General features: G+C 54.3%; 23 protein-coding genes and 1 tRNA gene. 7 read left to right on the top strand and 17 right to left on the bottom strand.

Annotated elements, in window-relative coordinates; genetic code table 11:
* Positions 1-4: 4 nt before the first annotated feature.
* Complete coding sequence (locus ACTU44_RS04720) at positions 5-1,768, bottom strand: lytic transglycosylase domain-containing protein (protein ID WP_462096796.1); 1,764 nt, start codon at positions 1,766-1,768, stop codon at positions 5-7.
* A 323-nt stretch (positions 1,769-2,091) separates the two neighbouring features.
* Positions 2,092-2,982, bottom strand: a complete 891-nt coding sequence (locus ACTU44_RS04715) for a uracil-DNA glycosylase (RefSeq protein WP_462096795.1) — start codon at positions 2,980-2,982, stop codon at positions 2,092-2,094.
* 243 nt (positions 2,983-3,225) lie between these two features.
* Here ACTU44_RS04715 and ACTU44_RS04710 point away from each other — a divergent pair, with 243 nt between their 5' ends.
* The 5 genes from ACTU44_RS04710 to ACTU44_RS04690 all read left to right on the top strand — a co-directional run bounded on the left by ACTU44_RS04710 (position 3,226) and on the right by ACTU44_RS04690 (position 10,117).
* A complete protein-coding gene (locus ACTU44_RS04710; protein WP_462096794.1) occupies positions 3,226-4,863 on the top strand; it encodes an electron transfer flavoprotein-ubiquinone oxidoreductase in 1,638 nt (545 codons plus the stop codon).
* A gap of 306 nt (positions 4,864-5,169) precedes the next feature.
* A complete protein-coding gene (locus ACTU44_RS04705; RefSeq protein ID WP_462096793.1) occupies positions 5,170-6,885 on the top strand; it encodes a tetratricopeptide repeat protein in 1,716 nt (571 codons plus the stop codon).
* A gap of 25 nt (positions 6,886-6,910) precedes the next feature.
* On the top strand, positions 6,911-7,840 hold the full coding sequence (locus tag ACTU44_RS04700) for a 4-(cytidine 5'-diphospho)-2-C-methyl-D-erythritol kinase (RefSeq protein WP_462096792.1): 930 nt from the start codon (positions 6,911-6,913) through the stop codon (positions 7,838-7,840).
* 78 nt (positions 7,841-7,918) lie between these two features.
* Positions 7,919-7,993, top strand: a tRNA-Gln gene (locus ACTU44_RS04695).
* A 210-nt stretch (positions 7,994-8,203) separates the two neighbouring features.
* Entirely contained in the window at positions 8,204-10,117 is a 1,914-nt protein-coding gene (locus tag ACTU44_RS04690; RefSeq protein WP_462096791.1) for an ATP-binding protein, read from the top strand.
* A 55-nt stretch (positions 10,118-10,172) separates the two neighbouring features.
* On the opposite strand, the gene ACTU44_RS04685 is transcribed toward ACTU44_RS04690, so the two are convergent.
* From ACTU44_RS04685 to coxB, 15 genes are all read right to left on the bottom strand, one after another.
* On the bottom strand, positions 10,173-11,198 hold the full coding sequence (locus ACTU44_RS04685; protein ID WP_462096790.1) for a sensor domain-containing diguanylate cyclase: 1,026 nt from the start codon (positions 11,196-11,198) through the stop codon (positions 10,173-10,175).
* A gap of 169 nt (positions 11,199-11,367) precedes the next feature.
* A complete protein-coding gene (locus tag ACTU44_RS04680; protein ID WP_462096789.1) occupies positions 11,368-12,060 on the bottom strand; it encodes a copper homeostasis protein CutC in 693 nt (230 codons plus the stop codon).
* Positions 12,060-13,013, bottom strand: coding sequence for an ROK family protein (locus ACTU44_RS04675; protein ID WP_336080113.1), 954 nt, complete (start codon positions 13,011-13,013; stop codon positions 12,060-12,062). Before ACTU44_RS04675 ends, ACTU44_RS04680 begins: the two co-directional genes overlap by 1 nt.
* Before the next feature lie 118 nt (positions 13,014-13,131).
* A complete protein-coding gene (locus ACTU44_RS04670; protein ID WP_114097832.1) occupies positions 13,132-14,391 on the bottom strand; it encodes a M16 family metallopeptidase in 1,260 nt (419 codons plus the stop codon).
* A 47-nt stretch (positions 14,392-14,438) separates the two neighbouring features.
* Complete coding sequence (gene thrC / locus ACTU44_RS04665; protein ID WP_114097831.1) at positions 14,439-15,836, bottom strand: threonine synthase; 1,398 nt, start codon at positions 15,834-15,836, stop codon at positions 14,439-14,441.
* Positions 15,837-16,023: 187 nt separating this feature from the next.
* The gene (locus ACTU44_RS04660) at positions 16,024-16,440 is read right to left on the bottom strand and encodes a cyclic nucleotide-binding domain-containing protein (protein WP_114097830.1); all 417 of its coding nucleotides are present in this window, start codon (positions 16,438-16,440) and stop codon (positions 16,024-16,026) included.
* A 115-nt stretch (positions 16,441-16,555) separates the two neighbouring features.
* Positions 16,556-18,043, bottom strand: a complete 1,488-nt coding sequence (locus ACTU44_RS04655) for a carboxypeptidase M32 (RefSeq protein ID WP_462096788.1) — start codon at positions 18,041-18,043, stop codon at positions 16,556-16,558.
* 126 nt (positions 18,044-18,169) lie between these two features.
* Positions 18,170-18,913 carry an SURF1 family protein gene (locus ACTU44_RS04650; RefSeq protein WP_462096787.1) on the bottom strand — a complete coding sequence of 248 codons (744 nt, stop codon included), beginning with the start codon at positions 18,911-18,913 and terminating at the stop codon, positions 18,170-18,172.
* 9 nt (positions 18,914-18,922) lie between these two features.
* Complete coding sequence (locus tag ACTU44_RS04645; RefSeq protein ID WP_336080109.1) at positions 18,923-19,288, bottom strand: DUF983 domain-containing protein; 366 nt, start codon at positions 19,286-19,288, stop codon at positions 18,923-18,925.
* Positions 19,289-19,321: 33 nt separating this feature from the next.
* On the bottom strand, positions 19,322-20,122 hold the full coding sequence (locus ACTU44_RS04640; RefSeq protein WP_336080108.1) for a cytochrome c oxidase subunit 3: 801 nt from the start codon (positions 20,120-20,122) through the stop codon (positions 19,322-19,324).
* An 82-nt stretch (positions 20,123-20,204) separates the two neighbouring features.
* Entirely contained in the window at positions 20,205-20,795 is a 591-nt protein-coding gene (locus ACTU44_RS04635) for a cytochrome c oxidase assembly protein (RefSeq protein WP_336080107.1), read from the bottom strand.
* A gap of 13 nt (positions 20,796-20,808) precedes the next feature.
* Positions 20,809-20,949 carry a hypothetical protein gene (locus ACTU44_RS04630; RefSeq protein WP_336080106.1) on the bottom strand — a complete coding sequence of 47 codons (141 nt, stop codon included), beginning with the start codon at positions 20,947-20,949 and terminating at the stop codon, positions 20,809-20,811.
* On the bottom strand, positions 20,946-21,872 hold the full coding sequence (locus ACTU44_RS04625; RefSeq protein ID WP_336080105.1) for a heme o synthase: 927 nt from the start codon (positions 21,870-21,872) through the stop codon (positions 20,946-20,948). The genes ACTU44_RS04630 and ACTU44_RS04625 overlap by 4 nt, the downstream gene beginning before the upstream one ends.
* A gap of 79 nt (positions 21,873-21,951) precedes the next feature.
* Positions 21,952-23,535, bottom strand: coding sequence for a cytochrome c oxidase subunit I (ctaD, locus tag ACTU44_RS04620; RefSeq protein ID WP_336080104.1), 1,584 nt, complete (start codon positions 23,533-23,535; stop codon positions 21,952-21,954).
* A gap of 11 nt (positions 23,536-23,546) precedes the next feature.
* Entirely contained in the window at positions 23,547-24,398 is an 852-nt protein-coding gene (gene coxB, locus ACTU44_RS04615) for a cytochrome c oxidase subunit II (RefSeq protein WP_336080103.1), read from the bottom strand.
* Positions 24,399-24,475: 77 nt separating this feature from the next.
* Here coxB and ACTU44_RS04610 point away from each other — a divergent pair, with 77 nt between their 5' ends.
* Together ACTU44_RS04610 and ACTU44_RS04605 are read left to right on the top strand one after the other, a co-directional pair.
* A complete protein-coding gene (locus tag ACTU44_RS04610) occupies positions 24,476-24,772 on the top strand; it encodes a hypothetical protein (protein WP_147251958.1) in 297 nt (98 codons plus the stop codon).
* Positions 24,773-25,203: 431 nt separating this feature from the next.
* Positions 25,204-26,022, top strand: coding sequence for a hypothetical protein (locus ACTU44_RS04605; protein WP_258548673.1), 819 nt, complete (start codon positions 25,204-25,206; stop codon positions 26,020-26,022).
* Positions 26,023-26,097: the final 75 nt, after the last annotated feature.

Here is a 26,097-nt window from a genome sequence, read left to right as displayed (position 1 = left end):
GTACTTAACGCTCGACCGTCAGACCGCTGTCGCCAAGATCATCCTGTGGCTGGTAGGTTGGCCACTGCCCCGCAGCCAGAAGATCAAGTGACGGCGCTTCCTGACCAAAGCGCGACCGGTACATCCAGAGATTGGCCATCACGCGCTCGATAAACAGCCGGGTTTCACGCGACGGAATGCTTTCGATGAAATAGAGCGGATCGACATTGTCCTTAAGCGCCTTTTGCCAGCGCCCAAGATTGCCAATCCCGCCATTATAGGCCGCCATCAACTGCAAGAAACCGTTATCGACACCGTTCTGTTCAAGCAAATGATCAACATATTTCTGACCAAGCGACAGATTGATTTCCGGTTCATACAGCTCGGCACGTTTGGCACCGCGATAGCGGGTATTGCCGATATAGCTTGCTGTTGCCGGCATCAGCTGCATCAAACCACGCGCACCGGCATGGCTGCGCGCATCGGTATTAAAGCCTGATTCCTGGCGCATGAAGGCATAAATCAGCGCACGGTCGACTTCATAACCGCCTTCGGGCTCCCATGGCGGGACCGGATAAAGGGCGTTTACAAAAACATCGCCGGTTTTCTGCGCGATATAACTGCCAAGACGCATGGTCAGGGATGCGAAATTCGCCGTATCGGTCAGTGCCAGCACCGCACGGCGCAGGGCATCATCATCCTTGGCTGCGGCCTTGCGAAGTTCGCGTTCTGCCTCGTCGCGCTGACCGACCTGAAGAAGGGCCAAAGCGCGACGACCATGCGGATCAAGTTTCAACTTGTTTGCACGGTTTTCGTCAAGCTCAAGACTGTCCCAGTCAAACACGTCATCGCGACCAAGTGCACGCATGGCAAGCTGACCATAGAAGGATCGCGGATATTCGGCGGCGCGATTAAGCATCTTCTCGGCATCTTCGAAATGCCCGGCGGCCAGATCAATGCGCGCAGCCCAGAACGCGCCAGCCGTGCGGGTCCAGCTTGATGCATATTTATTGGTGCTAAGGGCGGCGAAATGCTTGTGCGCGGTGTCCATCTTGCCCAGTCGCCATGCGGTCAGACCTGCGGTCCAATGCGCCTGTGGCAGATATTTACCCGACCGCTTAGCTGCTTCGCTGGCAAATTTCAGCGCAAGATCGGGCTTGCCGAAATAATAATAGCCCGACGCAATGGATGCGCGCGCCTGATCCTGTTCATAGGCATCAAACAGACGCTTTGCTTCAAGGCTTTCAAGAACCTCTAGCGCCCCGCTGGGCCAGCCATTACCGATCCGGTGACGAATACGGTTCTTGAGCGTCGACAGACGCGAACGCTGTGCTGCGGAAAGCTGTTTGGTCGATTTGTGATAATAGGGCGAGATATTTTCATAATCATATCCGGCACCCGAAACATAGCTTCCGACCGGCTTTTTCGGATAGTTCGCAGACCCGCGGCGTGTCAGCGCAAGTTTATAGATGCGCGGCGCCTGTGGCAGGTCGGCATAGCTCGCAAGCCAGTCCTTGAGTTCTTTGTAACGTGACCGATATGCCGTCGGATGCAAATACCGCTGTGCGAGAACATGGCCCATCAGCACATCATCCGAAAGGCGCGAAATCAGCCGGTCGGCATCTTTCCAGCGGCCCTGTTCCTGAACAGTAAAAATCTGTTCATAAAGCTCGGCATCACGATCTGAAAGCGGCTTGGGAACAAGGACCGATAATGCATCGTCCAGTTCGGGATTACCCAAAGCAGCCTGTTCCTGCGTGTCAGCGACAGCAGGTGACGGAGCTGCCATGAAGGTCATGGCCCCGAACATAGCGACTAAGAGGCCCTGTCTTAGTGTGGTTTTCACACCCGGCAGGCTTGTTCTTATTGCTTCGATCAAATTCAGTATCCCCAACGAGGCTTTGCTTCAAAGCCGCGTGTTTATCCCGAAGCAGCTTGGTCTCGCAACCCGTTGCCTGCGGTGTTCCCCCCGGTGCAACGGCGCCTTTTATAGCAGCAAACGCCCAAACCGCGAAATCATTTATCTGGAATCAATTACTTGGCGTGACCGCATTTCACCCGACCAGACAGACGCATATCTCCCATGCGTACGCCCTATTTATCGCCAATTCCTTAAAGCTTCTGCGCAACGGCCCGCAAGTCACGCCATGCAAGGCGCTTTTGTTCGGGGGTTCGCAGCAAATATGCCGGATGGAACATTGCGGTCAGATCGGCCCTGGCCCCGTCGGCAAAGACCAGTTCCTTCCATGTGCCACGCAAACGCGTGATCCCCCGATCTTCTTCCATCAGGGTTTTGGCAGAACTTCCGCCCAGACATACGACGACCTTTGGGCCGATCAGTTCAAGATGACGGCGCACAAACGGTTCGCACACTGCAACCTCGGCCGTGGTCGGCTGCCGGTTCCCCGGCGGACGCCAGGGCAGGATATTGGTGATATAGACTTCTTCGCGCGCAAGTCCGATGGACCGCAACATCGCATCAAGCAGCTTGCCGCTGGGACCAACAAACGGCAGCCCCTGCCGGTCCTCCTCGGCACCCGGGGCTTCGCCAACCAGAACCAGCTTGGCTTCGACATTCCCGGTCCCAAAGACAGTGTTGCTTGCAGATTTTTTAAGCGCGCAGCCTTCGAACTTCTCGATGGCGTCTTTGAGTTCATCAAGACTGGTGGCGGCTGCGGCCGCATCACGGGCCGACTGACGGGCTTCGTGCGGTGTATCTGAAAGCAGGAAACCGCCATCAGCGCCTTGTGGCACCGGAGCCGGACCACCAGCGCCAAGCGCAGATGGTCGCGCCACAGACGTCGCCCCGGGACGGGCTGCCGATTGCGGTTGCGGGGCGAATCCGGGCCGGTTCGCAGCATTCCGGCTCAGGCTTTCAGAAGCCTTGAAACGGTCGAGTGGCTCGTCTGCAATTGCTTCGTCCACACCCATTTCATATTGCCAGACCAATGCCTGAAACGGATCGAGATTATTTACATCAAAATCTGTAATTGGATTGCTCATCTACACAAAGGCGGTGTATGTTGCGGCGCACGCGTGATTGGTGCAGCGGATTTTGACCGACTTTAACGATTTTGATCCATATGTACCATATACAAACGCGCGCTAAATAGGTATAGCTATACCGATTAAGCGCCAAATGTGAGAAATCAGGGCTTGGGCGAGACTCTGATCGGTGAATACCGGCCTGCAACCAAACGGACGAAAACAGTTCGAACAAGGTCGCAGCCAAACGAGAGAGGCCATATGGAACGCGAATCCATGGAATTTGACGTGGTTGTCGTAGGCGCCGGTGTATCCGGTCTGTCGGCTGCCATCAAACTGATGCAACTCGCCCAGGAACAGGAAAAAGAAATCACCGTCTGTGTGGTTGAAAAGGGTTCCGAAGTCGGCGCCCACACCCTGTCGGGTGCCGTGATGGAGCCCCGCTCCATGAACGAACTTTTCCCGGACTGGAAAGAACGCGGCGCGCCGCTGAACGTTCCGGCTGGTGAAGACCAGTTCATGATGCTGAGCGAAACCAGTTCCAGAAAACTGCCAACCCCGCCGCAGATGCATAACAAGGGCAATTATATTGTCAGCCTTGGTAATGTGTGCCGCTGGCTTGGCGAACAGGCCGAGGCGCTTGGCGTTGAAGTTTATCCGGGTTTTGCCGCCGCCGAAGTTCTGTTTAACGAAGACGGTTCGGTAAAGGGTATTGCCACAGGCGATATGGGCCTTACGCGTGACGGCACGCCGGGCCCGAACCACGAACCGGGCATGGAACTGCATGCCAAATACACCTTCTTTGCCGAAGGGTGCCGTGGATCGCTTTCCGAGCAGCTGATCAAGAAGTTTGATCTGCGCAAGAATTCCGATCCGCAGACCTATGGCATCGGCATCAAGGAACTTTGGGAAGTTGATCCGGAAGTCCATAAGGAAGGCCTGATCCAGCATACGGTTGGCTGGCCGCTCGACAAAGACACCTATGGCGGATCCTTCCTGTATCACCTTGATAACAATCAGGTTGTTGTCGGCTTTGTCATCGGCCTTGATTACGCGAACCCGCATCTCAGCCCGTTTGACGAGTTCCAGCGGTTCAAGACCCATCCGGCCATTCGCAAGATTTTCGAAAAGGGTCGGCGCATTTCCTATGGTGCGCGCGCGCTCAACGAAGGCGGTTTCCAGTCGATCCCTGATCTTGTTTTCCCGGGTGGTTGCCTGATCGGCTGTTCGGCAGGCTTCATGAACGTGCCGAAAATCAAGGGATCGCACACCGCGATGAAGACCGGGATGCTGGCCGCCGAGGCCGCATTCGAGGCCCTGACCGCAGACGAAGTCCCCGCCCAGATGGACAGCTATCCGTCGCGCATTGAAAACAGCTGGATCTATCCGGAACTGCACAAGGTCCGCAACATCCGCCCGAGCTTTGCCAAATGGGGCTTCTGGGGCGGCATGGCTTATAGTGCGGTTGATACATATCTGTTTGGCGGCAAGGCTCCCTGGACCTTCAAGAACCATGCAGACCATTCCTGCCTGAAACCGGCAGCCGAGATGCCCAAGATCGACTATCCGAAACCCGATGGCAAAATCAGCTTTGATAAATTGTCGTCGGTCTTCCTGTCGAACACCAACCATGGCGAAGACCAGCCTGTTCACCTGACGCTCAAGGATGACAGTGTTCCGGTCAACACCAATCTTGCCATTTATGACGGCCCCGAAGCACGGTTCTGCCCGGCAGGCGTTTACGAATTTGTCGAAGATGAAGACAAGGGCGGCAAACGTTTGCAGATCAATGCCCAGAACTGCGTGCATTGCAAAACCTGCGACATCAAGGACCCGACCCAGAATATCGTCTGGGTGGTGCCCGAAGGTGGCGGCGGCCCGAATTACCCGAATATGTAAGCCTTCTGGCTTTCGTCATACAAAAGACCCGCTATCTGGCGGGTCTTTTTGTTTGGTCTGATGATTGTATTTCCCGACCAACCCGTGGCTTTGCCAGAAGGTTCGCACAACCACCAACCTGAAATCCGTGACGGTTTTGAACCGGCATGCCGAGATATAGCGTATTGTCTTGCGATTGCATGTCGTCGCGTGTTGCAAATGCTTTGCCTTATAATTGCCGACTGAGTAGGCTAAACCCGAAATTCAACATGGTGTTGCTCGGCACGCGACAATACCGAACCCGAATTGCGGACGCAGGACAAGCCTTTGAAACGTCAACTGTTACAAATCATCATCCCGATGACGGCACTTGCTCTTTCAGCCTGTGGCTCCATGCCACAGCGCGACGAGCAGGTAGAATTCCAGTATCCGCAATCAGACGGCTTTTCGGGGAACTTCCTTGCAGGTAAAGCAGCCCAGCTTGAAAGCCAGTCCGGCTATGCGGCACAGTATCTTTTGCGCGCCCATGAGCTGGAACCCGGTAATAACGAATTGCGCCGCCGTGCCTTTCTGGCGCTGATCAGTGATGGTCGTATTTCCGATGCCAGTGACATCGCCAAACAGCTTCAAGGAGAAAATCCGGAAGACCTGTTTGCAGCCCTGACGGTCATGGACACCGCGATCCGTGAAGACCGCTATCAGGATGCAATCAATGTCGTATCGGAACTGCCCCAGCGCGGCGTCAATGCCCTGATCGCCCCCCTGGCAAAGGCCTGGCTATATGCCGGTCTGAACGAACCATCCAGGGCCTTGTCGTCACTGGATGAAATGCAGGGGAATGGCGCGCTTAATCCGCTTTCGGAATATCATCGTGGCCTGATTCTGGCCTATTTCGATGATCTTAACGGTGCCGAACGCGCCCTTGCCAGCGCCTATGGCGATCCGGCGGATGCGCCGCTGCGCGCGGCCGAGGCCCTTGGCGCTGTGTATGAGCGCAAAGGCCAGTCACAAAAAGCAGCCCTGCTGTATCAAAGCTATATGGATCGCCACCCGCAGTCACTAGCCATGCCCTTCCATCTGGAACGGCTTGAACGCGGCGAGCCGCCACTGGCAACGATCCTGACACCAACCACCGGTCTGGCAGAGGCCTATCTTGATATCGCGACCCTGCTTAGTCAGGAAAATGCTGTTGATCCGGCCCTGTTGATGGCGCGTTATTCCCTGTCGCTGCGCCCCTATGACGATATCACCCGTCTTCTGGTCGGTGAGGTCATGGAAATCCAGGAACGCTATGACGCGGCGATCACGGTTTACAGCGCGATTCCGCAAACATCCCCGCACAGCTGGAATGCCCGCCTTCGCACCGCATCCAGTCTTGAGCAGATCGGGCAGGCTGACAAAGCCATCGATATTCTCGAAAACATGGTCAATGAACGCAAGGACCGTCCCGATGCCCTGATCCAGCTTGGTGATATCCTGCGTATTCAGGGCGATTATGCCAAAGCCGCAAACGCCTATGACAAGGCGATTGAGCGCCTTGGTGGTGACAGTCTGGTCGGATGGCGGTTGCTGTATCGTCGCGGTATCGCCCATGAGCGTGCCGGTGACTGGAAAAAGGCAGAAACGGACTTCCTGCTTGCGCTCGAAATCGAGCCGGAACAACCCTATGTCCTGAACTATCTTGGATATAGCTGGGTTGATATGGGCAAGAATTTCGAACAGGCCGAAGACATGCTGAAACGCGCGGTCGAATTGCAGCCTGATGACGGCTATATCGTCGACAGTCTTGGCTGGGTTTACTACAAGCTCGGCCGGTTTGATGACGCGGTCGAGCAGCTTGAAAAGGCTGTGGAACTCAAACCCGATGATCCGACCATCAATGATCACCTTGGCGATGCCTATTGGCAGATCGGGCGGTATCACGAAGCCCGGTTCCAGTGGCACCGTGCCCTTTCATTCAATCCGACAGAAGAATTGCGGACCACAGTCGAAAACAAGATCAAGGGTCAGGTACCGGCCGTCGCCCCGGTCGTCGTGAACTGACCAGTTAGTTCGGGAAGAAACATCCATGTCTGCGACCTATAGCGAACAGGCACCGGCCAAAATCAATCTGTTTTTGCATATCACCGGCAAGCGTGATGACGGTTATCATCTGCTTGAAAGTCTTGTCTGCTTTACCGCTGTCGGTGACGTTCTAAGCGGCGAATGCCGCGATGATGGTGCGATCAATCTGACGATCACCGGTCCGATGTCGGCAAGCCTTGCGCTTGAAGAGACCAAAAACAATCTGGTTGTCCGGGCCGCACGGCTGCTTCAGGAAGAAAGCGGCACCAGACTTGGTGCTGATCTTGTCCTTGATAAGCGCCTGCCTGTTGCGTCGGGCATTGGCGGCGGGTCTGCGGATGCGGCCAGTGCATTGCGCCTTCTTTGCGATATGTGGCAACTCGACCTTGATCAGAATACTCTTTCACGGATTGCGCTCAGTCTCGGTGCGGATGTGCCGGTATGCCTGCATGGCAGGACCTGTCTGATGTCGGGTATTGGCGAAGAACTGACCGACCTTCCCGAACTTCCGCCCGTTGCCATGTTGCTGATCAATCCCGGCAAGGCGGTTTCGACCCCGGCAATTTTCAAGGCACGCGAAGACGAAGCCTTCTCTGTCTCGGGGCTTTGGGATGTGCAACGTGAATTTGCCAGTGGGGCCGCCCTTGCTGATGCCTTGTCGGAATGCGGTAATGACCTGACGCTTGCTGCCACCAGCATCCTTCCCGAGATTTGCGACGTGCTGAATGCGCTGGCCCGTGAAGAAGGCTGTCTGCTTGCCCGGATGTCGGGAAGCGGGGCCACCTGTTTTGGTATTTATGACACCAGCGATCAGGCAGAAAAGGCCGCAATTGCCATCGCTGCCCAGCACCCGGACTGGTGGATTTCACCAACGGAAATCATCAGTCAGCAAGCCAGAGTTCTGTCAAATATCGGCGCGTCATTCCCCGACTAGGACCGTGATAAAAAAACCTTCAAATAGAGGGTTGCACTCTTGTCACGGGGGCGCTATTTTCCGCGCCACGCATGCTGATGGGGCGTGGCCAAGTGGTAAGGCATCGGTTTTTGGTATCGTGTACCGTAGGTTCGAATCCTACCGCCCCAGCCAAGACAAACCGCTTTGAGGTTTTCCTCAAAGCGGTTTTCTTTTTGCCCAAAGATATCCGGCCTTCAACCGGGCCTCGTTTCGTTCCCCTGAACTTCTCGAATTGCGCGTGACAACCCCCATATTCACAATGTAGCGTTCATCTGTCTGGTAAAGACCATTACCCTGCCAAAGTAAACAGAACAGGGAACGTAAGTTTTTTAGGGGAAGCGAATGACACCCGGGGACACAGAAAATCGCGACAGCCCACATCCCTTGCTGCGACCGCGCGATGTTGTCATCCCCTTTCGCAAACGCATCCTGATTGCGACCGGGTTAATCCTGAGCCTGATTTTTGCTGATGGCGTTGTCGATTACATGATTGAACATGCCCGTCAGGAAACCACCCTTCAGATCAATATGAGCGGCCGCCAGCGCATGCTGAGCCAGCGTATCAACGGCTTTAGCCAGATGCTTGCACAAGGCACTCAGACCACAGCAGCCGAAAGTAACGAAATACGCCTTGCACTAAAAGACGCGATTGACCTTATGGAAAGCTCCCATCGCGCACTTGTCGATGGCGACCAGCAGCTTGCGCTTCCCCCGTCAGAAGGCGTCATTCGCCGCTATTATCTTGAAGGCAAACCGTCACTTGATAGTGAAGTAAGATCGTTTCTTGAAGCTGCAAAACGTGTTTTGAACAGCACCGACCCCGGACAAAGCCGTGTTGTGGCCATTGATGCCGAATATATTCACCGGACTGCTTTCAAACCGTTGTTGGAGATGCTTGACCGCACGGTTACGCTTTATCAACGCGATGCCGAACGCCAACTTATGATCAGCACGCAAGTATCTCTTGTGACGCGCGGGGCGTTGATCCTGTGTATTCTCGGGGTGATCTTTGGTGTTGTCTGGCCGATGATCGCGATCATTCGCACCAACCTTCAGCAATTTGCAACCGAACGGAACCGGGCCAATGCCGCCAGTCAGGCAAAGTCGGAATTTCTGGCCACTGTCAGCCACGAAATAAGAACCCCGATGAACAGCATTCTTGGTCTGTCAGGTCTGCTGGCCAGAGGCGATATGGCGGCAAACCTGCAACGCTATGCTGTGCTGATCAATGAATCAGCCAAGACCCTTATGGCCATCGTCAACGACGTCCTTGATCTTAGCAAGATTGAAGCCGGTAAACTCGAGATCGAGCATATCGTCTTTTCACCACAGGATGTTGTGCGCAACACGGTTGGCAGTTTCAGCAGTATCGCCTCGGACAAGGAGCTTGATCTGCGCACCATCATTGCCGACGACACACCGGACTTTGTCGAAGGTGATCCCACCCGATTGCGCCAGATTCTGGCGAACTTTCTTTCCAATGCCCTGAAATTTACCGAGACAGGGAATGTTACGGTCAATCTTTACCGCAGCGACAGGCTTTCCGAACATTGGGCAGATGTCGTTGTTCTAAGGCTTGAAGTTACGGATACCGGTATCGGCTTTGGCGACGAAACACGGAAAAATCTGTTTGAGGCCTTTAATCAGGCCGACCAGTCAACAACACGCAAATATGGCGGCACTGGTCTTGGACTTGCCATTGCCAAACGTTTGACCGAGGCAATGGGCGGCAAGATTGATGCCTCCGCGGTCCCCGGCAAAGGTGCAAAATTTTGGGTCGACGTTCCGTTCACACCAGTACATCCGGCCCTGAACGAGCAGAACCGACTTGTTGCTGAACATTATTCGCCAGAACTTCCGACCCTGGAAAATAGTGACGTGCCGCTTGATAATTTCATCAAGGTGCTCGTCGTTGATGACAAGGAACTCAATCGTATCGTCATAGGGGCCTTTCTTGACAAAGGTCCCTATGAGATCAGCTATGCCTGTGATGGCCGCGAAGCTGTCGAGAAGGCCGTGGAAAACCGCTATGACCTGATCCTGATGGATGCGCAAATGCCGGTGATGGATGGCACAGAGGCCCTTCATGCCATCCGAAGGACGCCGGGACCATCGCGCAATGCAAAGATCATTGTCGTTACCGCAGACGCCCTTGAACAAGCCGAAAGCCGTTACCTTGCGATCGGGTTTGACGGATATCTGTCCAAACCACTGACACCGGAAACACTCGCACGGGTTCTGCGAGCTGTCATGTGATCAGTATCCGTATCGCCAGCCGTCAGTCCCCGCCGAAGCAGGCGACCGTATAATACTAGCCTGCCTGTTTGGATTCATACATTGCAACACCGGCGCGTGCGATCAGGGTGTCGACCGTATCCCCCGGCTCGGCAATCCCCAGACCAACGCTCAGGCTCAGGTGAAGTTCATCATCGCCTGCCCGGAAATCAGATTCACGGACACGATCCGTCAGGCGTTGCAAATATTTAATAGCCCCGGCGGCACCGGTTTCGGGCATCAGGATCAGAAATTCCTCGTTGCCCCACCGTGCGATCACGTCGGTGTCACGCATAAGTTCCGAAGATACCCTGGCAAACAGTTTCAGGGCGTTGTCGCCCGCATCATGACCATAATCGTCATTGAGTTTCTTGAAATTATCGTAATCAAGCAAACCAACAACCAGCTGCTTGTCATAGCGTTTGGTACGCCCCAGTTCGGCTTTCAGGCAATCTTGCATATAACGCCGGTTATAAAGACCGGTCAGCGGATCGCGCGTCGACAGACGTTCGACCTCCTTGCGCGCAGCGTCGAGTGCGTGCTGATCGGCACGGCGTGCAATCGCCTGCCCCAGCAACAAAGCAAATAGCCGAACCAATTCGATATCAGGCGCTGTAAAGACAGGGACCGGTCGCGGACCCGAGAAACTCAGCGTTCCATAGTATTTGCCATCCACCGGAACCGGCGCTCCAAGATAGGCTTCAAGCCGGAAATTCTGATAACTGGAATGGGTTTTGACATCGCTTTGGCCAACATGGTTGAAGCCGCACACATCGCCGGCCTGAATGACATGGGCGCTATAGGTGTTGGCGAGTTCAAAACTCATGCCCGGTGTCAGGGCATTTTCAGGATGCACGGCCTGCTGGATTTCATACTGATCCTCAACGATCTTGCTGAACACCCCGATCGGCAGACCAAAATGTTCCGTTCCCAGCTTCAGGATCGCATCGACGCGCTGCTCGAAATTCAGGTTCTGCGACGTGATGATCTGGTGCAGCCGGTTCAATGTCTGGTTCGCAGCCAAGCCAACGGAATTTGCGCCACTATTTTGTTCTGTCGTCATTATTTCACCAACCGTTGCACCATTGATACCCAAAGCCGCCTGCCCCTGTGGCACGCATCAGAAACACAGCTTTATGCCAGCCAGCTTAACGAACAATTACCGGCCTTAACCTATTAAGATTAGACCGATACCATACGTATGCATAAGCCTTTCATTGATACGATCCGTTTTATTGGCGCATCGCTTCTTTCAGAGCGGTGACACGCGCAGGATCGACACATATTCGTCCATCTTCACCGCCGTCCGCCTTGCAGGAGGCATGCAGTTCGATGGCCCCGGTTATGCGCAAGATCTCGCCCGCATTGGCCGCCGAAACCCCGGCACCGGGCAGGATCTTGATCCGGCCATTGGCCTGGTTTTGCAGTTTTGCGATCTGATCACGCCCGGACAGTGCATCGGATGCGCCTCCGCTGGTCAGGATGCGGTCAAAGCCCAGCACAACCGCCTGTTCAAGCGCGCGGGACTGATCGGCAACCACGTCAAAGGCGCGGTGCAGGGTTGTCTGCAGACCATCACATTCAGCAATCAGGTCCCGCAAAACAGCAAAATCAAGATTGCCATCCTTGTCGCAGGCGCCAAACACCACACCGGCCGCACCATGATCGCGCGCCAGCGCGATCTCGTGCTTCATGAGGGTACATTCAGAAGCGTCATAACAAAAGTCACCCGGCCGTGGACGGATCATCACCATACATGGCGCATCAAGTTCGGAAATGCGCGCCAAGGCCCCGGGGGTTGGCGTCAATCCACCAAGTGCCAGTGCCGAACAATATTCAATCCGGTCTGCGCCGGCTTCGATTGCACGCACCGCATCCCCGAGACTTTCGACACAGACTTCAAGCAGAAGATCATTCCCGGTCATCAGCGCGGTATCCCGATTGGTCGCGACCCTTTATCCGATCCCGCGCCTTTCGCATCAAGATGCAGCATTGCCGCCCCCCGAAGCCCACCATCGCTGGCAAAGGCACCGGGAATGATCAGCGGGTTGTCATAGCGTCCCAGAGCACGTTCACGAACCAGCGCATCGATTTGCGCGACAATCCCCTTTTCCGATGCCATGCCGCCGCCAACCGGAATACAGTCGGGATCAATGACATTGACCATCAGGGCAAGCTCGCGGGCGACCAGTTCACAGTAAATCTCGACCGCGCGTGTGGCCTGGACATCTGCGGCCCGCCAGGCATCAGTGATTTCAAAGCTGCTGATCGGGTTTCCGCTGATCTGGGTGTGAATATGTTCAAGGCCACGCGCTCCGCCCCAGGCATCAAGGCACCCGGTTTGACCACAGCCACAGGGAACCGGTGCCAGACCATTACGGATCAGCGTACCGGTTACATCATTCCCATGCCCCCATTCGCCGCGAATGCCACTACCACCGCCAATGAAGCGGCCATCAACAACAATGCCGCCCCCCACGCCGGTACCAAGAATGATCGCGAAAACGGTTCGGGCATTTTTGGCGACACCGCTGATCGCCTCGGCCAGGGCAAAGCAATCAGCGTCATTTTCCACCAGCACATTGCGGCCAAGGATGGATGACAGTTCGGATGCCAGGGACCAGCCCTTGATCGCCGGGATGTTGGCTGAAATCACCGCTCCGCTTTGCGGATCCAGACCACCGGCAAAACTGATCCCGATATCGGGACGCGCACCGAATTCCTGATCCGCCTCGCCGATCACATCCCGGATGGTTGCAACAAACGCATCCAGATTGTCCCTGGGCGTTGGTGTCTTGCTGTGAAGCAGGACTTCACCAGCGTCACTGAACACCCCGAATTCAATCTTTGAACCGCCAATATCAAAGGCATATTGCATGGGCTTATCCCTTTCTGCCGACAAATATGGGGATACACCACAAGCTTTAACGCAGCAAAAAGAAACGGCACCTGCCCCAAGGAACAAGTGCCGTCTTTTATCTGACCGGTTCTGGCAATCAACCGCGCAGGCGGGCTGCCAGTTCGTCATATTCAGGCATCTTGTCGACCGGGCCAAGCGCCGTGATGGTCGGTTTACCATCCAGAAGCGCCTTGCCGGAACGACGCACGCTTTCAAGATCAACTCCGTCAATCCTGGCGACGATCTCTTCCATGCTCTGCGGACGACCGAAAATCTGGATTTGACGGGCAAGGGTTTCACAGCGACCGGAATTGCTTTCCATCGCCATCACCACCGATGCCTTGAGCTGTGCACGCGCGCGCGTGACTTCTTCTTCGGTCAGGTCATCGGTCGCACGGACCAGTTCGTCGCACATGACCGGCATCAGTTCGCCAATGTCATTGGCCCCGGTCCCGGCATAGATCGAAAACAGGCCACCATCGACATAATGCGACGAGAAGCTATAGACCGAATAAACCAGACCACGCTTTTCACGGATTTCCTGGAACAGACGCGATGACATGCCACCCCCCAGAAGGGTGTTGAAGACCTGCAGGTCATAGAAGCTGTCATCGGTATAGGACACGGTCGGAAGACCGAAAATCACATGAACCTGTTCAAGTTTGCGATTTTCAATCCGGTTACCGCCTTCGTATTTGAGCGGCTCCATCTCGTGATCTTCATGTGCAGGCAGGCTGTCGAATTTTTCGGCAACCATGTCGACAACGCGCTGGTGTTCGACCTTGCCAGATGCCGAAAACACCATGCGTTTCGGGCTGTAGCGGCGCGACATATAGTCAAACAGATGATCACGCGTCAGCGACGATACATTTTCCGGACTGCCAAGGATTGAACGGCCCAGAGCCTGATTTGGCAGGGCAGTTTCCTGAAAATAGTCAAAAATGATGTCGTCGGGCGTGTCATTGGCCTGCCCGATTTCCTGCAGGATGACCTGGCGTTCGCGTTCAAGCTCTTTGGCATCAAGCGTTGAATGCTGCAGAATGTCGGCAATCACATCGATCGCCAATTCCTGATCTTCGTGCAGGACCTTGCAGTAATAGGCCGTGTTTTCACGCGATGTATAAGCATTCATCTGCCCGCCAACGGCTTCGATCTCCTCGGAGATCTGAAGCGCGGAACGACGGCGCGTGCCCTTGAAGGCCATATGTTCAAGCATATGGGAAATGCCGTTGATGTCTGGCGTTTCGTTACGCGCGCCAACATCAACCCAGGTACCAAGGGCCACCGACTGCACATGGTCAAGGCGGTCGGTTGCGACAATCATCCCATTGTCAAGCTGGGTAAGCTCGACTGTCATATAGCATTACTCCTGTTTTTCACATCACGCCCAATCATATCCGATTTTCAGGCCGCACGCCGGTTTTTACGGACATGCGCCATCAATGCGTCAACATCATTGGCCATGGGTTCGACCTTTTCAGGTCGGTCATATAGATCAGAGAGACGCGGGGGCAAGTCCGGATAAATGCCGGATGCCTGTTTGACCGCATCGGGGAACTTTGCCGGATGTGCTGTGGCCAGTGCCACCATCGGCACCGATTTGTCCCGATTGCATGCGCGGCCCGAAACGATGCCGATCACGGAATGCGGATCGACCAGCTCGCCACTTGTTTCAAGGATATCCTTGATCGCGGCCTTGGTCGCGTCGTCATCAAGACGATAACCATCGAAATGTTCGCGTGCGCGGGCAAACTGCCCCTGCGACATTTCCATAACACCGGTTTCACGGAATTTGGTCAGCATCTCGGCAATGGCCAGACCATCACGATCATAAAGATCAAACATCAGACGCTCGAAGTTCGAGCTGACCTGAATGTCCATGGACGGGCTGAGCGACGGCGCCACACCTTCCATCTTCATCACACCGCTTTCAAAGAAGCGTGCAAGGATGTCATTGCGGTTTGCACCCACCACGAACTGCTTGATCGGAAGGCCCATCTGCATCGCTGCATACCCGGCATAGACATTGCCAAAGTTGCCCGACGGTACAGAGAAGGAAATCTCGCGTTCCGGGGAACCGAGCTGCACACCGGCCCAGAAATAATAGGCGATCTGGCACATGATACGCGCCCAGTTGATCGAGTTGACCGCAGACAGGCCAATCTCGTCACGGAAGGCATGATCATTGAACAGGGCCTTGACCAGATCCTGACAATCATCAAACGATCCTTCGACCGCAATGTTATGAACGTTGTCAGACAGGATCGTCGTCATCTGGCGACGCTGAACTTCTGAAACGCGGCCTTTCGGATGCAGGATGAAGATATCGATATTTTCACGATCCCGGCAGGCTTCAATCGCAGCCGATCCGGTATCGCCGGAGGTTGCACCAACAATCGTGATCCGTTCGCCGCGCTTGGCCAGAACATGGTCAAACAGACGACCAACAACCTGAAGCGCATAATCCTTGAAAGCAAGTGTGGGGCCATGGAACAGCTCCATCACCCAGTCATTGGCACCAAGCTGTTTGAGCGGTGCGACTGCGTCGTGATCAAAGCCGTTATAGGTATCTTCGAGAATGGCCTTAAGGGCATCGTCATCAACAGTGCCTGCCACAAACGGCTGGATCACTTTGAAAGCGACTTCTGCATATGTCAGAGTTCGCAGCGCACGAATGTCATCCTTGGAAAAAGCAGGCCAGGTTTCGGGGACATAAAGACCACCATCACGGGCCAGACCGGCAAGAAGAACATCATCGAACTGCAAAATGGGGGCGCTTCCCCGCGTGCTGACATAGCGCACTAGACCTGCTCCTGCATAAGGCGAAAACCAGTTCCGTGTGTCCGGACGCAAGTCGCGCCAAAACACACTCCAACGCCTGAGTTAGTGAGGGGTTAGGCAAATATAGTCAAGGGACAATCAAGCAGAGCTGGGCTGTGGTCGGCATTATCCCGCAAGCCTCTTGCAAACTGCGGATAATTCGCACGTCTCAATCAAGCGGAATGCCATGTTCCTTAAGCTTGGCCTCGGCAACCGCGGCACGGCGAACCACAGTCCGGTAGTTCCCAAGCAGGATTCGCAAGATCGCCTTGATAAAGCGATCCGAGCCCGCCATTTTTTTCTCAAAGGTCTGGCGGTTGATCGCGATCAGCACAGTACGTTCGGTCGCACGTGCAGATGCCATGCGGGGTTTGTTATCAACAAGAGCAAGTTCGCCAAACAAGCCACCGGCTTCAATGGTCCCCAGAATGACTTCTTCTTCACCATTCAGGGTTTTGAAAACCTCGACTTTGCCTTCTTGGACAACATAGGCCGAGTTTCCCGGCTTCCCTTCCCGGAAAATAACCTGATCTGTGGCAAAGACCTGGCGGTCCATGACCTTCTTGTTGCCGTCGGTTATTCCCATGTGACTGTCATACCCATGAAGTCTATAAAGGGTAAACTATCGGATAACCGCTTATCATCATTCGGAAATCCGTAGTTACCGATGCTAGCATATTACCACATGCATTCAATCGAATTTAGATTCCGTACCGGTTGTGCATATGGGTTTTGAAAGCATCAACACCAAGAATGCTTCCCGTCGCATCCTTAAGAATTTCATCGGTTGAACGGCTTGAAGCCTGACTGTGGATATTCTGTGCAAGCCAGCTCATCAGCGGTTCGAATTCACCACGCGACAATGCATCGGGAATAGCCGGGTTTGCATCCCGTGCCGCAGCAAAGATCTGGGCCGCGGCCATAGCGCCCAGCGTATAGGTCGGGAAATAGCCCCAGGCCCCGGATGGCCAATGGATATCCTGCAGGCATCCGTCACGATCATCCGTCGGCGTGATCCCCAGAAGCTTCTGCATCATTTCGTTCCAGACACCCGGAAGATCGGCAAGTTTCATATCGCCTTCGATCAGGGCACGCTCAAGCCGATAGCGCATGATGACATGTGCCGGATAGGTGACCTCGTCGGCATCAACACGAATCAGGCCGGGCTCAACCCGGGTATAGAGACGGTGCAGGTTTGAGGCACTCCATGCCGCATCATCGCCACCAAATGCCTTTTTGAAAACCGGCCCCGCATAGGTCAGGAACTCTTCGGACCGGCAGGCCTGCATTTCAACCAGAAGCGACTGGCTTTCATGCATGGTCATGCCGCGTGCCTTGCCGACCGGCTGGTTGCGCCAGTCCCTGGGCAAGCCTCGCTCATACATCGCGTGACCGGTTTCGTGCAGAACGCCCATGATGGCCGAGGTAAAATCATTTTCGTCATAGCGGGTGGTGATGCGTACATCATCGGGAATACCACCGCAGAACGGATGATGCGAAATATCCAGACGCCCATGGTTAAAATCAAACCCGACTGCTTTCATCAGATCAAGGCCAACCGCGTTCTGGGTTTCAATCGGGAACGGACCGACCGGCAGAACCGGCTTGGCTTCGGCTTTTTGTCGTTCGATTACTTCGGATGTGAAATCGGGCAGGAATGCTTCAAGCTCGGCAAACAGACTGTCAATCCGGTCCGACCGCATCATCGGATCATACTGATCAAGCAACGCGTCATAGACCGACGTGCCCAGCGCATCCGCCTTTGCCTTGCCTGCCTCAATCGACAGATCAAGCACTTCCTGCAATTTCGGCAGAAGCCCCTTGAAATCATTGTCTGCACGCGCCTTACGCCATGCAACTTCGCAGCGGGTTTCCGCGCGCGACATCTTTTCGACCAGATCGGACGGAACGGCGGTGCCATGCACCCAGTTGCGTTTCATCTCGCCAAGGTTGGCTTTCTGCCAGGCATCAAGACTTTCGTCTTCGGCAGCAGCAATCAGGTCGCCCATTTCCGGCGCATTCATCAGCTCGTTTTCAAGAACACTCAGGGTCGCCAGCTGTTCTGACCGGGCCTCTGCGCCACCTTCAGGCATGATTGCCGCCATATCCCAATGCAGCATCTGACCGGCATCAGAGAGAACACCCATGCGATGGAAACGGGCTTCGAGCTTTTTATATGCTTCGGTCATCGGAACTCCTTGGCGCTGCCGCAAACCGGTCAGCGCTCATTTTTCTTCTTTTGGGGTATGATCTCGTCCAACAGGGACGGCAAACAGGAAACTGGCTAATCGGGCAACCTGCCCGGCATTGCACCGTCAGGCAGCCTGACCATTGTGATCCTGATCATCTTTGTCTTCGGCAGGACGGCGATGATAAACAACAAAGATCACAATCAGGGACAGCGCCAGACTGTACCAGGTAATTGCATATTCCAGATGGTTGTTTGGCAACTCGACCTTGGCCTGGCCACCGATCGGCAATCCGCCAGCGACGGGCGTATCATCAAGTTCCAGATAATAAGGGCTGGCAAGCTCCGCACCGCTATCTTCGGCCATGTGATCGACATCGACATAAAACCACTGATTGGTAAGCGCATCATTTTCCGGCTGCGCCCAGTGTTTTGTCTTTGGCAGGCGCAAAACCCCCGTCACATGGACTTTCCCCTCAACAAGGCTTTCAGGGCGTGTTTCCGGGTCACGGTTTTCTGTCGGCACCCATCCGCGATTAACCAGAATGATGCGACCATCTTCCTGTTCAAGCGGGGTGATCAACTGGAACCCGACATTGCCGCGCCGGGTGCGTGCCATCAGGTATTTTTCCTGATCGTTCAGGTAACGCCCGTCGGCATAGGCTGCGCGAAACGCCAGTGACGGGTCAACGACCGTATCGGTCGGAACCGGGATCGGTGACATCAATGCCTGTGCCTGACGTTGCTCAATCAGGCCCTGTTTCCAGAATAGCCTGTCAAGCTGCCAGGAACCGAGCCCCACCAAAATAACCAGAGACAAGCCGACGCAGATTTTCATCGCCGGACTAGGGCGCGTAGTAAGTAAAGGCATTAACTGAAATCAGTCCTGTTGAGATGTCGATCTATGGCGATATTGCAGCGCCACCATGAGACCTTTTAACGGTCTAAGCAACACCATTGTCACACCGATAATTACCGGCCCCCACACCACCGCATGCAACCATAATGGCGGCATGTATTTCATCTCAACCCAAAGCGCCAAGGGAACAACCAGAAATCCGAGAATGAAGATGATAAACACAGCCGGGCCGTCACCGGCATCATGCCCGCGCAAATCCAGCCCGCAGACATCGCACTTTTCACGAACGGTCAGATAGCCCTGAAACAGCTTTCCCCCACCGCAGCGGGGGCATTTGCATGCCAGCCCGGTACGTATGGGGGAAATGTTCGGATAATAATCATCCATGATCTTGGACCCGGCCAACCGGGTCAGAGCGGCTTATTCGCCGCCCCAGATGTAAACGGCGAAGAACAGGAACAGCCAGACAACGTCAACGAAGTGCCAGTACCAAGCTGCAGCTTCCAGACCGAAATGATGATCGGGTTTAAAGCCGTCCTTCGTCGCGCGTACAAGGCAGACCGCAAGGAACACCGTTCCGACAAATACGTGGAAGCCGTGGAAACCGGTCGCCATGTAGAAGGTCGAAGAATAGATGTTATCAGCAAAGCCGAATGCCGCGTGGCTATATTCATAAGCCTGCAAGCCCAGGAAGATCACGCCAAGCGCCACGGTCAGCGCCAGCCCCTGAACCAGATCCTTTTTCTTGCCTTCGATGCAACCATGATGCGCCCAGGTCAGGGTGCAGCCCGACAGCAGCAGGATCAGGGTGTTCAGGAACGGCAAATCCCACGGGTCAAGAACCTCGACCCCTGCAGGCGGCCATTCGGTGACGCCGGGGCTGAAGATCACAAATGCGTTGTGGAAGAACGCCCAGAAGAAAGCCACAAAGAACATTACTTCGGATGCGATAAACAGCGACATGCCATAACGCAGGCCGATCTGAACGACCTTGTTGTGGTAAATCTTTGACTCGCTGATTACGTTGCTCCACCAACGGAACATCACAAACAGGATGCCAGCAATCCCGATCGCCGCCAGCCAGAAATCAGCCGGTGCCCGATCCGAATGCATGAACATGACCATGCCACCAGTAAACAGACCTGCCGATGCTGCCGCGACAAGCGGCCACGGGCTTGGGTCTACCAGGTGGAACGGATGTTTCTGAGCATGATCACTCATTCCTTGCCCCCCTCAATCCTTACAAAAGAAATTCAAGTTCGCTTTGTTAAACCGAGGCCACAGTCCGCAAATCTGCATTCTGTCAGCCTCCCTGATTATTTTCCCTGCCTGCTGCCTCGACCGACACATCGGCCTTGAAGAAGGTATAGGACAGGGTAATTGTCTTCACGTCCTGGGTATTGATGTCTTCTGCAATGGCAGGATCAACATAGAAACTGACCGGCATATCGACGCGCTGTCCCGGTTCAAGGGTTTGCTCGTCAAAACAGAAACATGCTATCTTGCTGAAATACTGCCCTGCCTTCAATGGTGTCACGTTGTATGTCGCCTGTCCGGTGATCGGGGTAAGCGCCATGTTTTCTGCCATGTAATAAGCCAGATTGTCCTCGCCCAAGCGAACGGTGATCTCGCGCTGTTCCGGTTTAAACTGCCAGTTCAGACCCGAATTGACGTCCGCATTGAACCGGATCTTGATGGTTTTTTCCGACACTTCGACCGGAGCTTCGGTTGCGACCTGAGTCGTACCGCCAAACCCGGTGACCTGACAAAACAGCTTGTAAAGCGGGACCGACGCATAGGACAGGCCAACCATCGCACCAACAACAAACACACAACTGAACAAGACCCGCTTGTTCTTTGCCTTTGTTTTATCGAGTTGCGTCTGATCAGCCATCTTGCCCGAGTTCCTAGCTCATCTTCAAAATTGTGATCGCAAAGAACAGAACCGCCAGGCCACCAAGAATGGCCAGAAATACGAGGTTCTTCTTTTTGCGTTTGGCAAGAAACGCTTCAAGCTCGGCCTTGTTGTGCTGTGCCTGTTCGCTCATGCCATAAATCCAACCAACCAAACATCCGCAACCATCGCCCCGAACAGGACAAACAGATACAGGATGGAATACCCAAACATCTTATGCGGCGCGCGTTCTTCGGCATTGCGCAGCACGCGGATCGCATGGCGCAGAAACAGAAGCCCGGTCAGCCCCGCCGTCACGCCATAAAAAACACCCAGCAGCCCGGTCGCCACCGGCACAAAGGTAACCGGCACAAGCAGAATTGTATAAATCAGCATCTGCTTTTTGGTTGCCGCTTCGCCAGCCACAACCGGCATCATCGGAACCCCGACCTTTGCGTAGTCACCACAACGGAAAAGGGCCAGGGCCCAGAAATGCGGTGGTGTCCACATAAAGATAATCATAAACAACGCGATCGAATTCAGATCGACCCCGCCGGTCACCGACGCCCAGCCGATCATCGGGGGAAATGCCCCGGCGGCACCGCCAATGACGATATTCTGTGGCGTACTGCGCTTGAGCCACATGGTGTAAACGAAAACGTAGAACGCAATCGACACCGCAAGCAAAACCGCAGCAGCAATATTGATGGCAACCGCCATAACGGTTACCGAAACGACCGAAAGCGCAATGCCAAGAGACAGGGCTTCGTCCGCCGGTACGCGCCCTGCCGGAATCGGCCGGTTCTGGGTGCGTTTCATGTGGATGTCGATATCCCGGTCATACCACATGTTAATCGAAGCAGCCGCGCCACTGGCGACAGCAATACAGGCAATTGCGACGAGTCCCAAAAATGGATGGATCGAACCCGGGGCAATCAACAGACCAACAGCACCGGTAAAAACAACAAGGGTCATCACACCGGGCTTGAGCAACGCGATATAGTCGCGCACCTCGGAAATCGGCAGCGATGCTGCACTTTCAAGAGCAATGGTCTGGTCGGCAACCTGCTTGGTCATGGAACTCTGGTCTTCTCTTCTTGGGGCGGTAGGGTGCCCCCCGCAAGACAAGCTCGCGGGGGGCTTAAACCAGTGTCACTTACTTGATGCGCGGCAGTTCGTCAAAGGTATGGAACGGCGGCGGCGAGCTGACGGTCCATTCCAGTGTATCTGCACCTTCGCCATACGGATTTGCTTCGGCCTTCTTGCCTCGGATGAAGGCATGCGCCACCACACAGAGGAAGAAGATGGTCGATGCAAACGAGATATATGCACCATAAGACGAAACAAGGTTCCAACCGGCAAACGCATCCGGATAGTCGGCATAACGACGCGGCATGCCAGCAAGACCCAGGAAGTGCTGCGGGAAGAAGGTCAGGTTGACGCCGACGAAGAAGGCCCAGAAATGGATCTTCGCACCGAGATCGGAAATCTCGTAACCGGTCATCTTGCTGAACCAGTAATAGAAACCGGCAAAGATCGAGAACACGGCACCAAGCGACAGAACATAGTGGAAGTGAGCCACAACGAAGTAGGTATCGTGAAGCGGCAGATCCATGCCCGAGTTTGCCAGCATAACCCCTGTCACACCGCCCACAGTGAACAGGAAGATAAAGCCGATCGCCCAGAGCATCGGAGCACGCAAGGTGATCGAGCCACCCCACATGGTCGCAATCCACGAGAAGATTTTAACCCCGGTCGGCACCGCAATGACCATCGTCGCTGCCGTGAAATACGCACGGGTGTCAACATCCATACCGACGGTATACATGTGGTGTGCCCACACGATGAAGCCGACAACACCAATCGCAACCATCGCATATGCCATCCCGAGATAGCCAAAGACCGGCTTGCGCGAGAAGGTCGAAATGATGTGGCTGATGATGCCGAAGCCCGGCAGGATCATGATGTACACTTCCGGATGCCCGAAGAACCAGAACAGATGCTGATAAAGGATCGGGTCACCGCCACCGGCCGGATTGAAGAAGTCCGTGCCAAAGTTACGGTCGGTCAGAAGCATGGTAATCGCGCCACCAAGAACCGGCACAGCCAGCAACAGCAGGAAAGCTGTTACCAGCATGGACCATGCAAATAGCGGCATTTTGTGCAGGGTCATGCCCGGGGCACGCATGTTGAAGATGGTGGTGATGAAGTTCACCGCACCAAGGATCGAGCTGGCCCCTGCAAGATGCAGGGCAAAGATCGCAAGGTCTACCGACGCATCAGGATGGCCAAGCACCCCGGAAAGAGGCGGATAAACCGTCCAGCCTGTACCGGCACCACTGCCGACAACGGCAGAAAGCATCAGCAAGATGAAGGCTGGCACGATCAGCCAGAACGAAATGTTGTTCAAACGCGGGAACGCCATATCCGGCGCACCGATCATGATCGGAACGAACCAGTTGCCAAAACCGCCAATCATGGCGGGCATGACAACGAAGAAGACCATGATCATGCCGTGTGCGGTCACAAGCACGTTGAAGAAATGGTGATCTTCAATGATCTGGGTCCCCGGATGAGCCAGTTCCATACGGAACCAGACCGAGAACGCGCCACCGATCAGACCGGCAATCACCGAGAAGACAAGATAAAGAGTCCCGATATCCTTATGGTTGGTCGACAGGAACCAACGGGTAAAGAAGCCGGGGGTATGATCGTGATCATGTGTGTCAGCGTGAGCCATCAGTCTCTCCCTCACTCTGCCGATGCCACTGATACCGAAGACGGCAAGTCAGCAGATGCGAACTGTTCTTGTGCCTTGGCTACCCAGGCTTCGTATTCTTCCATCGTAACAGCCTTGACCGCGATCGGCATATAGGCGTGGTTCACACCACACAGCTCCGAACACTGGCCATAGAATGTTGTACCGGCATACTCGCCTGGAATGCGGGTCCAGGTTTCGTTCAGACGACCAGGTACGGCATCAAGCTTGATGAAGAGCGACGGCATGGCCCAGTTATGGATCACGTCATCGGACGTCATGATCAAACGAATATTGGCATCGACCGGCAGGACAACAGGATTGTCCACATCCAGAAGGCGATTGAGGCCTTCGGCAACAGCGGTTTCTTCGTCGATCATCAGGGAATCAAACGTGAAGTTACCGTTGTCCGGATATTCGTAGGTCCAGTACCACTGCTTGCCGATGATCTTAAGGGTAAGGTCGGCATCCTCGACGCGGTCTGCAAAATACAGCAGACGGAAGGACGGGATCGCGATGACAAGAAGAATAAGGACCGGCACAACCGTCCAGACCACTTCAAGAAGGGTGTGGTGCGTTGTTTTCGACGGTACCGGGTTGCGCTTCGCGCTGAAACGGAAAAGTACGTACAGCAGCAAAGCAAGAACGACCACGGTAATGATCGTCATCAGCCACGTAAGTAGATTAAAGAATTTCTGGCCTTCAACAGCCACAGGCGAAACCGGATCCTGCAGCCCAAGCTGCCAGGGCTCGGGCTGACCAACCGCAGCAAGTGCTGCGCCATCAAACCCGGTGATTACCGCCAATCCCAACAGAAAGATGGGAAATAGCTTCTTGATCGACATGCGAATCTGCCCCCTCGCATTACATCTCAAGGCGATATGCCTCAATCCTCCCCGCCTCCGAAACCACCGATGGCCGAATGAATGATAATCGCCCCCTCTCAAGGACATTATCACGCTTCAACCAAAGATTAACAGCAGATCGGACCGGAGCATTTCCTCTGACATATCTTATTCTTAATAAGCCTGCACCCGAAAGTACATCTGTAAGGCAGGCAAATAGCGTATCTTCGGCACCTGATCCAGAAAAAACCTCGCTGCAATGCACAAAAAATGTATTTGATAACAGTTCAAATTATCGCTTTGGTTTTATTAAAAACGTTCGAAAATACCCACCCTTAGATAGAAAAACAGCCATTCCGGTTAGAGTTTTTTGAAGCCTTCCAGCTTTGCTGCTTTGCAATATAACCGATGAACAACTTTAGAATCTCTTCAACCAATGGATAAAGCCGGACAGGTTTGATGACGGTCTGGTCAGGACATCTTTTCAGGGGCGCATCGCTACGTCACATTGACGTTTCATGTCGGCGTTCTGAAATGCTGCTGATAAAACTGGTAAGCACCTGTTCAAAAACGCGATTCGCAAAAGCTGGCAACAGGCCAGAGATGATCAGCACTTGACGGGAATCTGTGGTCGAGCCCTTGAAATACCAACAGTTTCCTAGCATATCAGTAAGATGAAATTGGTTGGCGATATAAGTTTTGCGGACTATTCTACCCAAACGTATGTATCCAGATCCCTGTACGGGGTATGACACGTCCCAAAGTTTCCCCTGGATGCTGACTGGAAAATAACAGAGGTTCGCAGATGGCACGTCAAGGCAGCAAAAGACTTTTTACCGCCGAGATGCGGCTCCTCAACAAACTTGAAACCATGAGTGACATGGTTTCCTTTCCGGCCGTAGATGCCCCGACCGCTGGTCAGGGAACTGGCGGCGTGGACATTTCGTCTCTTCATACTGCGATCGAAGAGCTCAAGCTTGAGCTTCTTTCTGACATTCGCATCATGATCGAAGAGCAGAAAAAGCAGAATGCCAAGCCGACAGACAGTGAACAGGAAGATGCCCGCAATGAATTGCGTCTTCTGAAAACCGAAATTCGTGCTCTGGCCAACTCAATTCAGGAAACGAAACGCGAAATCGCGGCTCTTTATACCGCCCCTGAAGACAGCAGCGGCACGCGCATCAACATCGTCAAGGGTGAACTTGATTCCGTTGTGGCAGCCACCGAGGATGCAACAGCCAACATCCTTGAAACCGTCGAAAAGATTGACGCGGTTGCGCACAATATCCGCTCGGCTGCACCGGACGAATATACACAAGGACTGGCTGATGACATTGTCGAACTGGTGGTCAAGGTGTTTGAGTCCTGCAACTTCCAGGACCTGACAGGGCAGCGCATCACCAAAGTCGTCAACACGATGAAATATATCGAGGAACGCGTGAATCGCGTGATCGAGATCTGGGGCGATGATGATTTTGGCGATTTCGATCTGCCAGCTGATCCCAAAGGCCTCGACAACCTTGACAAAACGGTCACCAAGGCACCGCAAAACGCCCAGCGCGTCAGTCAGGACGAGGTTGATCAGATCTTCTCGCAGGCAGAAATTGACGCCCTGTTTGATTGATCACGACATCTGTCGCTGAAAATGCAAAAGCCTGCCAGACGGCAGGCTTTTCTTTTGAGAAAACAGTGAGTTCAA

The organism is Thalassospira sp. SM2505 (assembly GCF_054901115.1).
The sequence above is the reverse complement of the archived record's forward strand: the minus strand, read 5'-3'. Positions and strand labels throughout refer to the sequence as shown.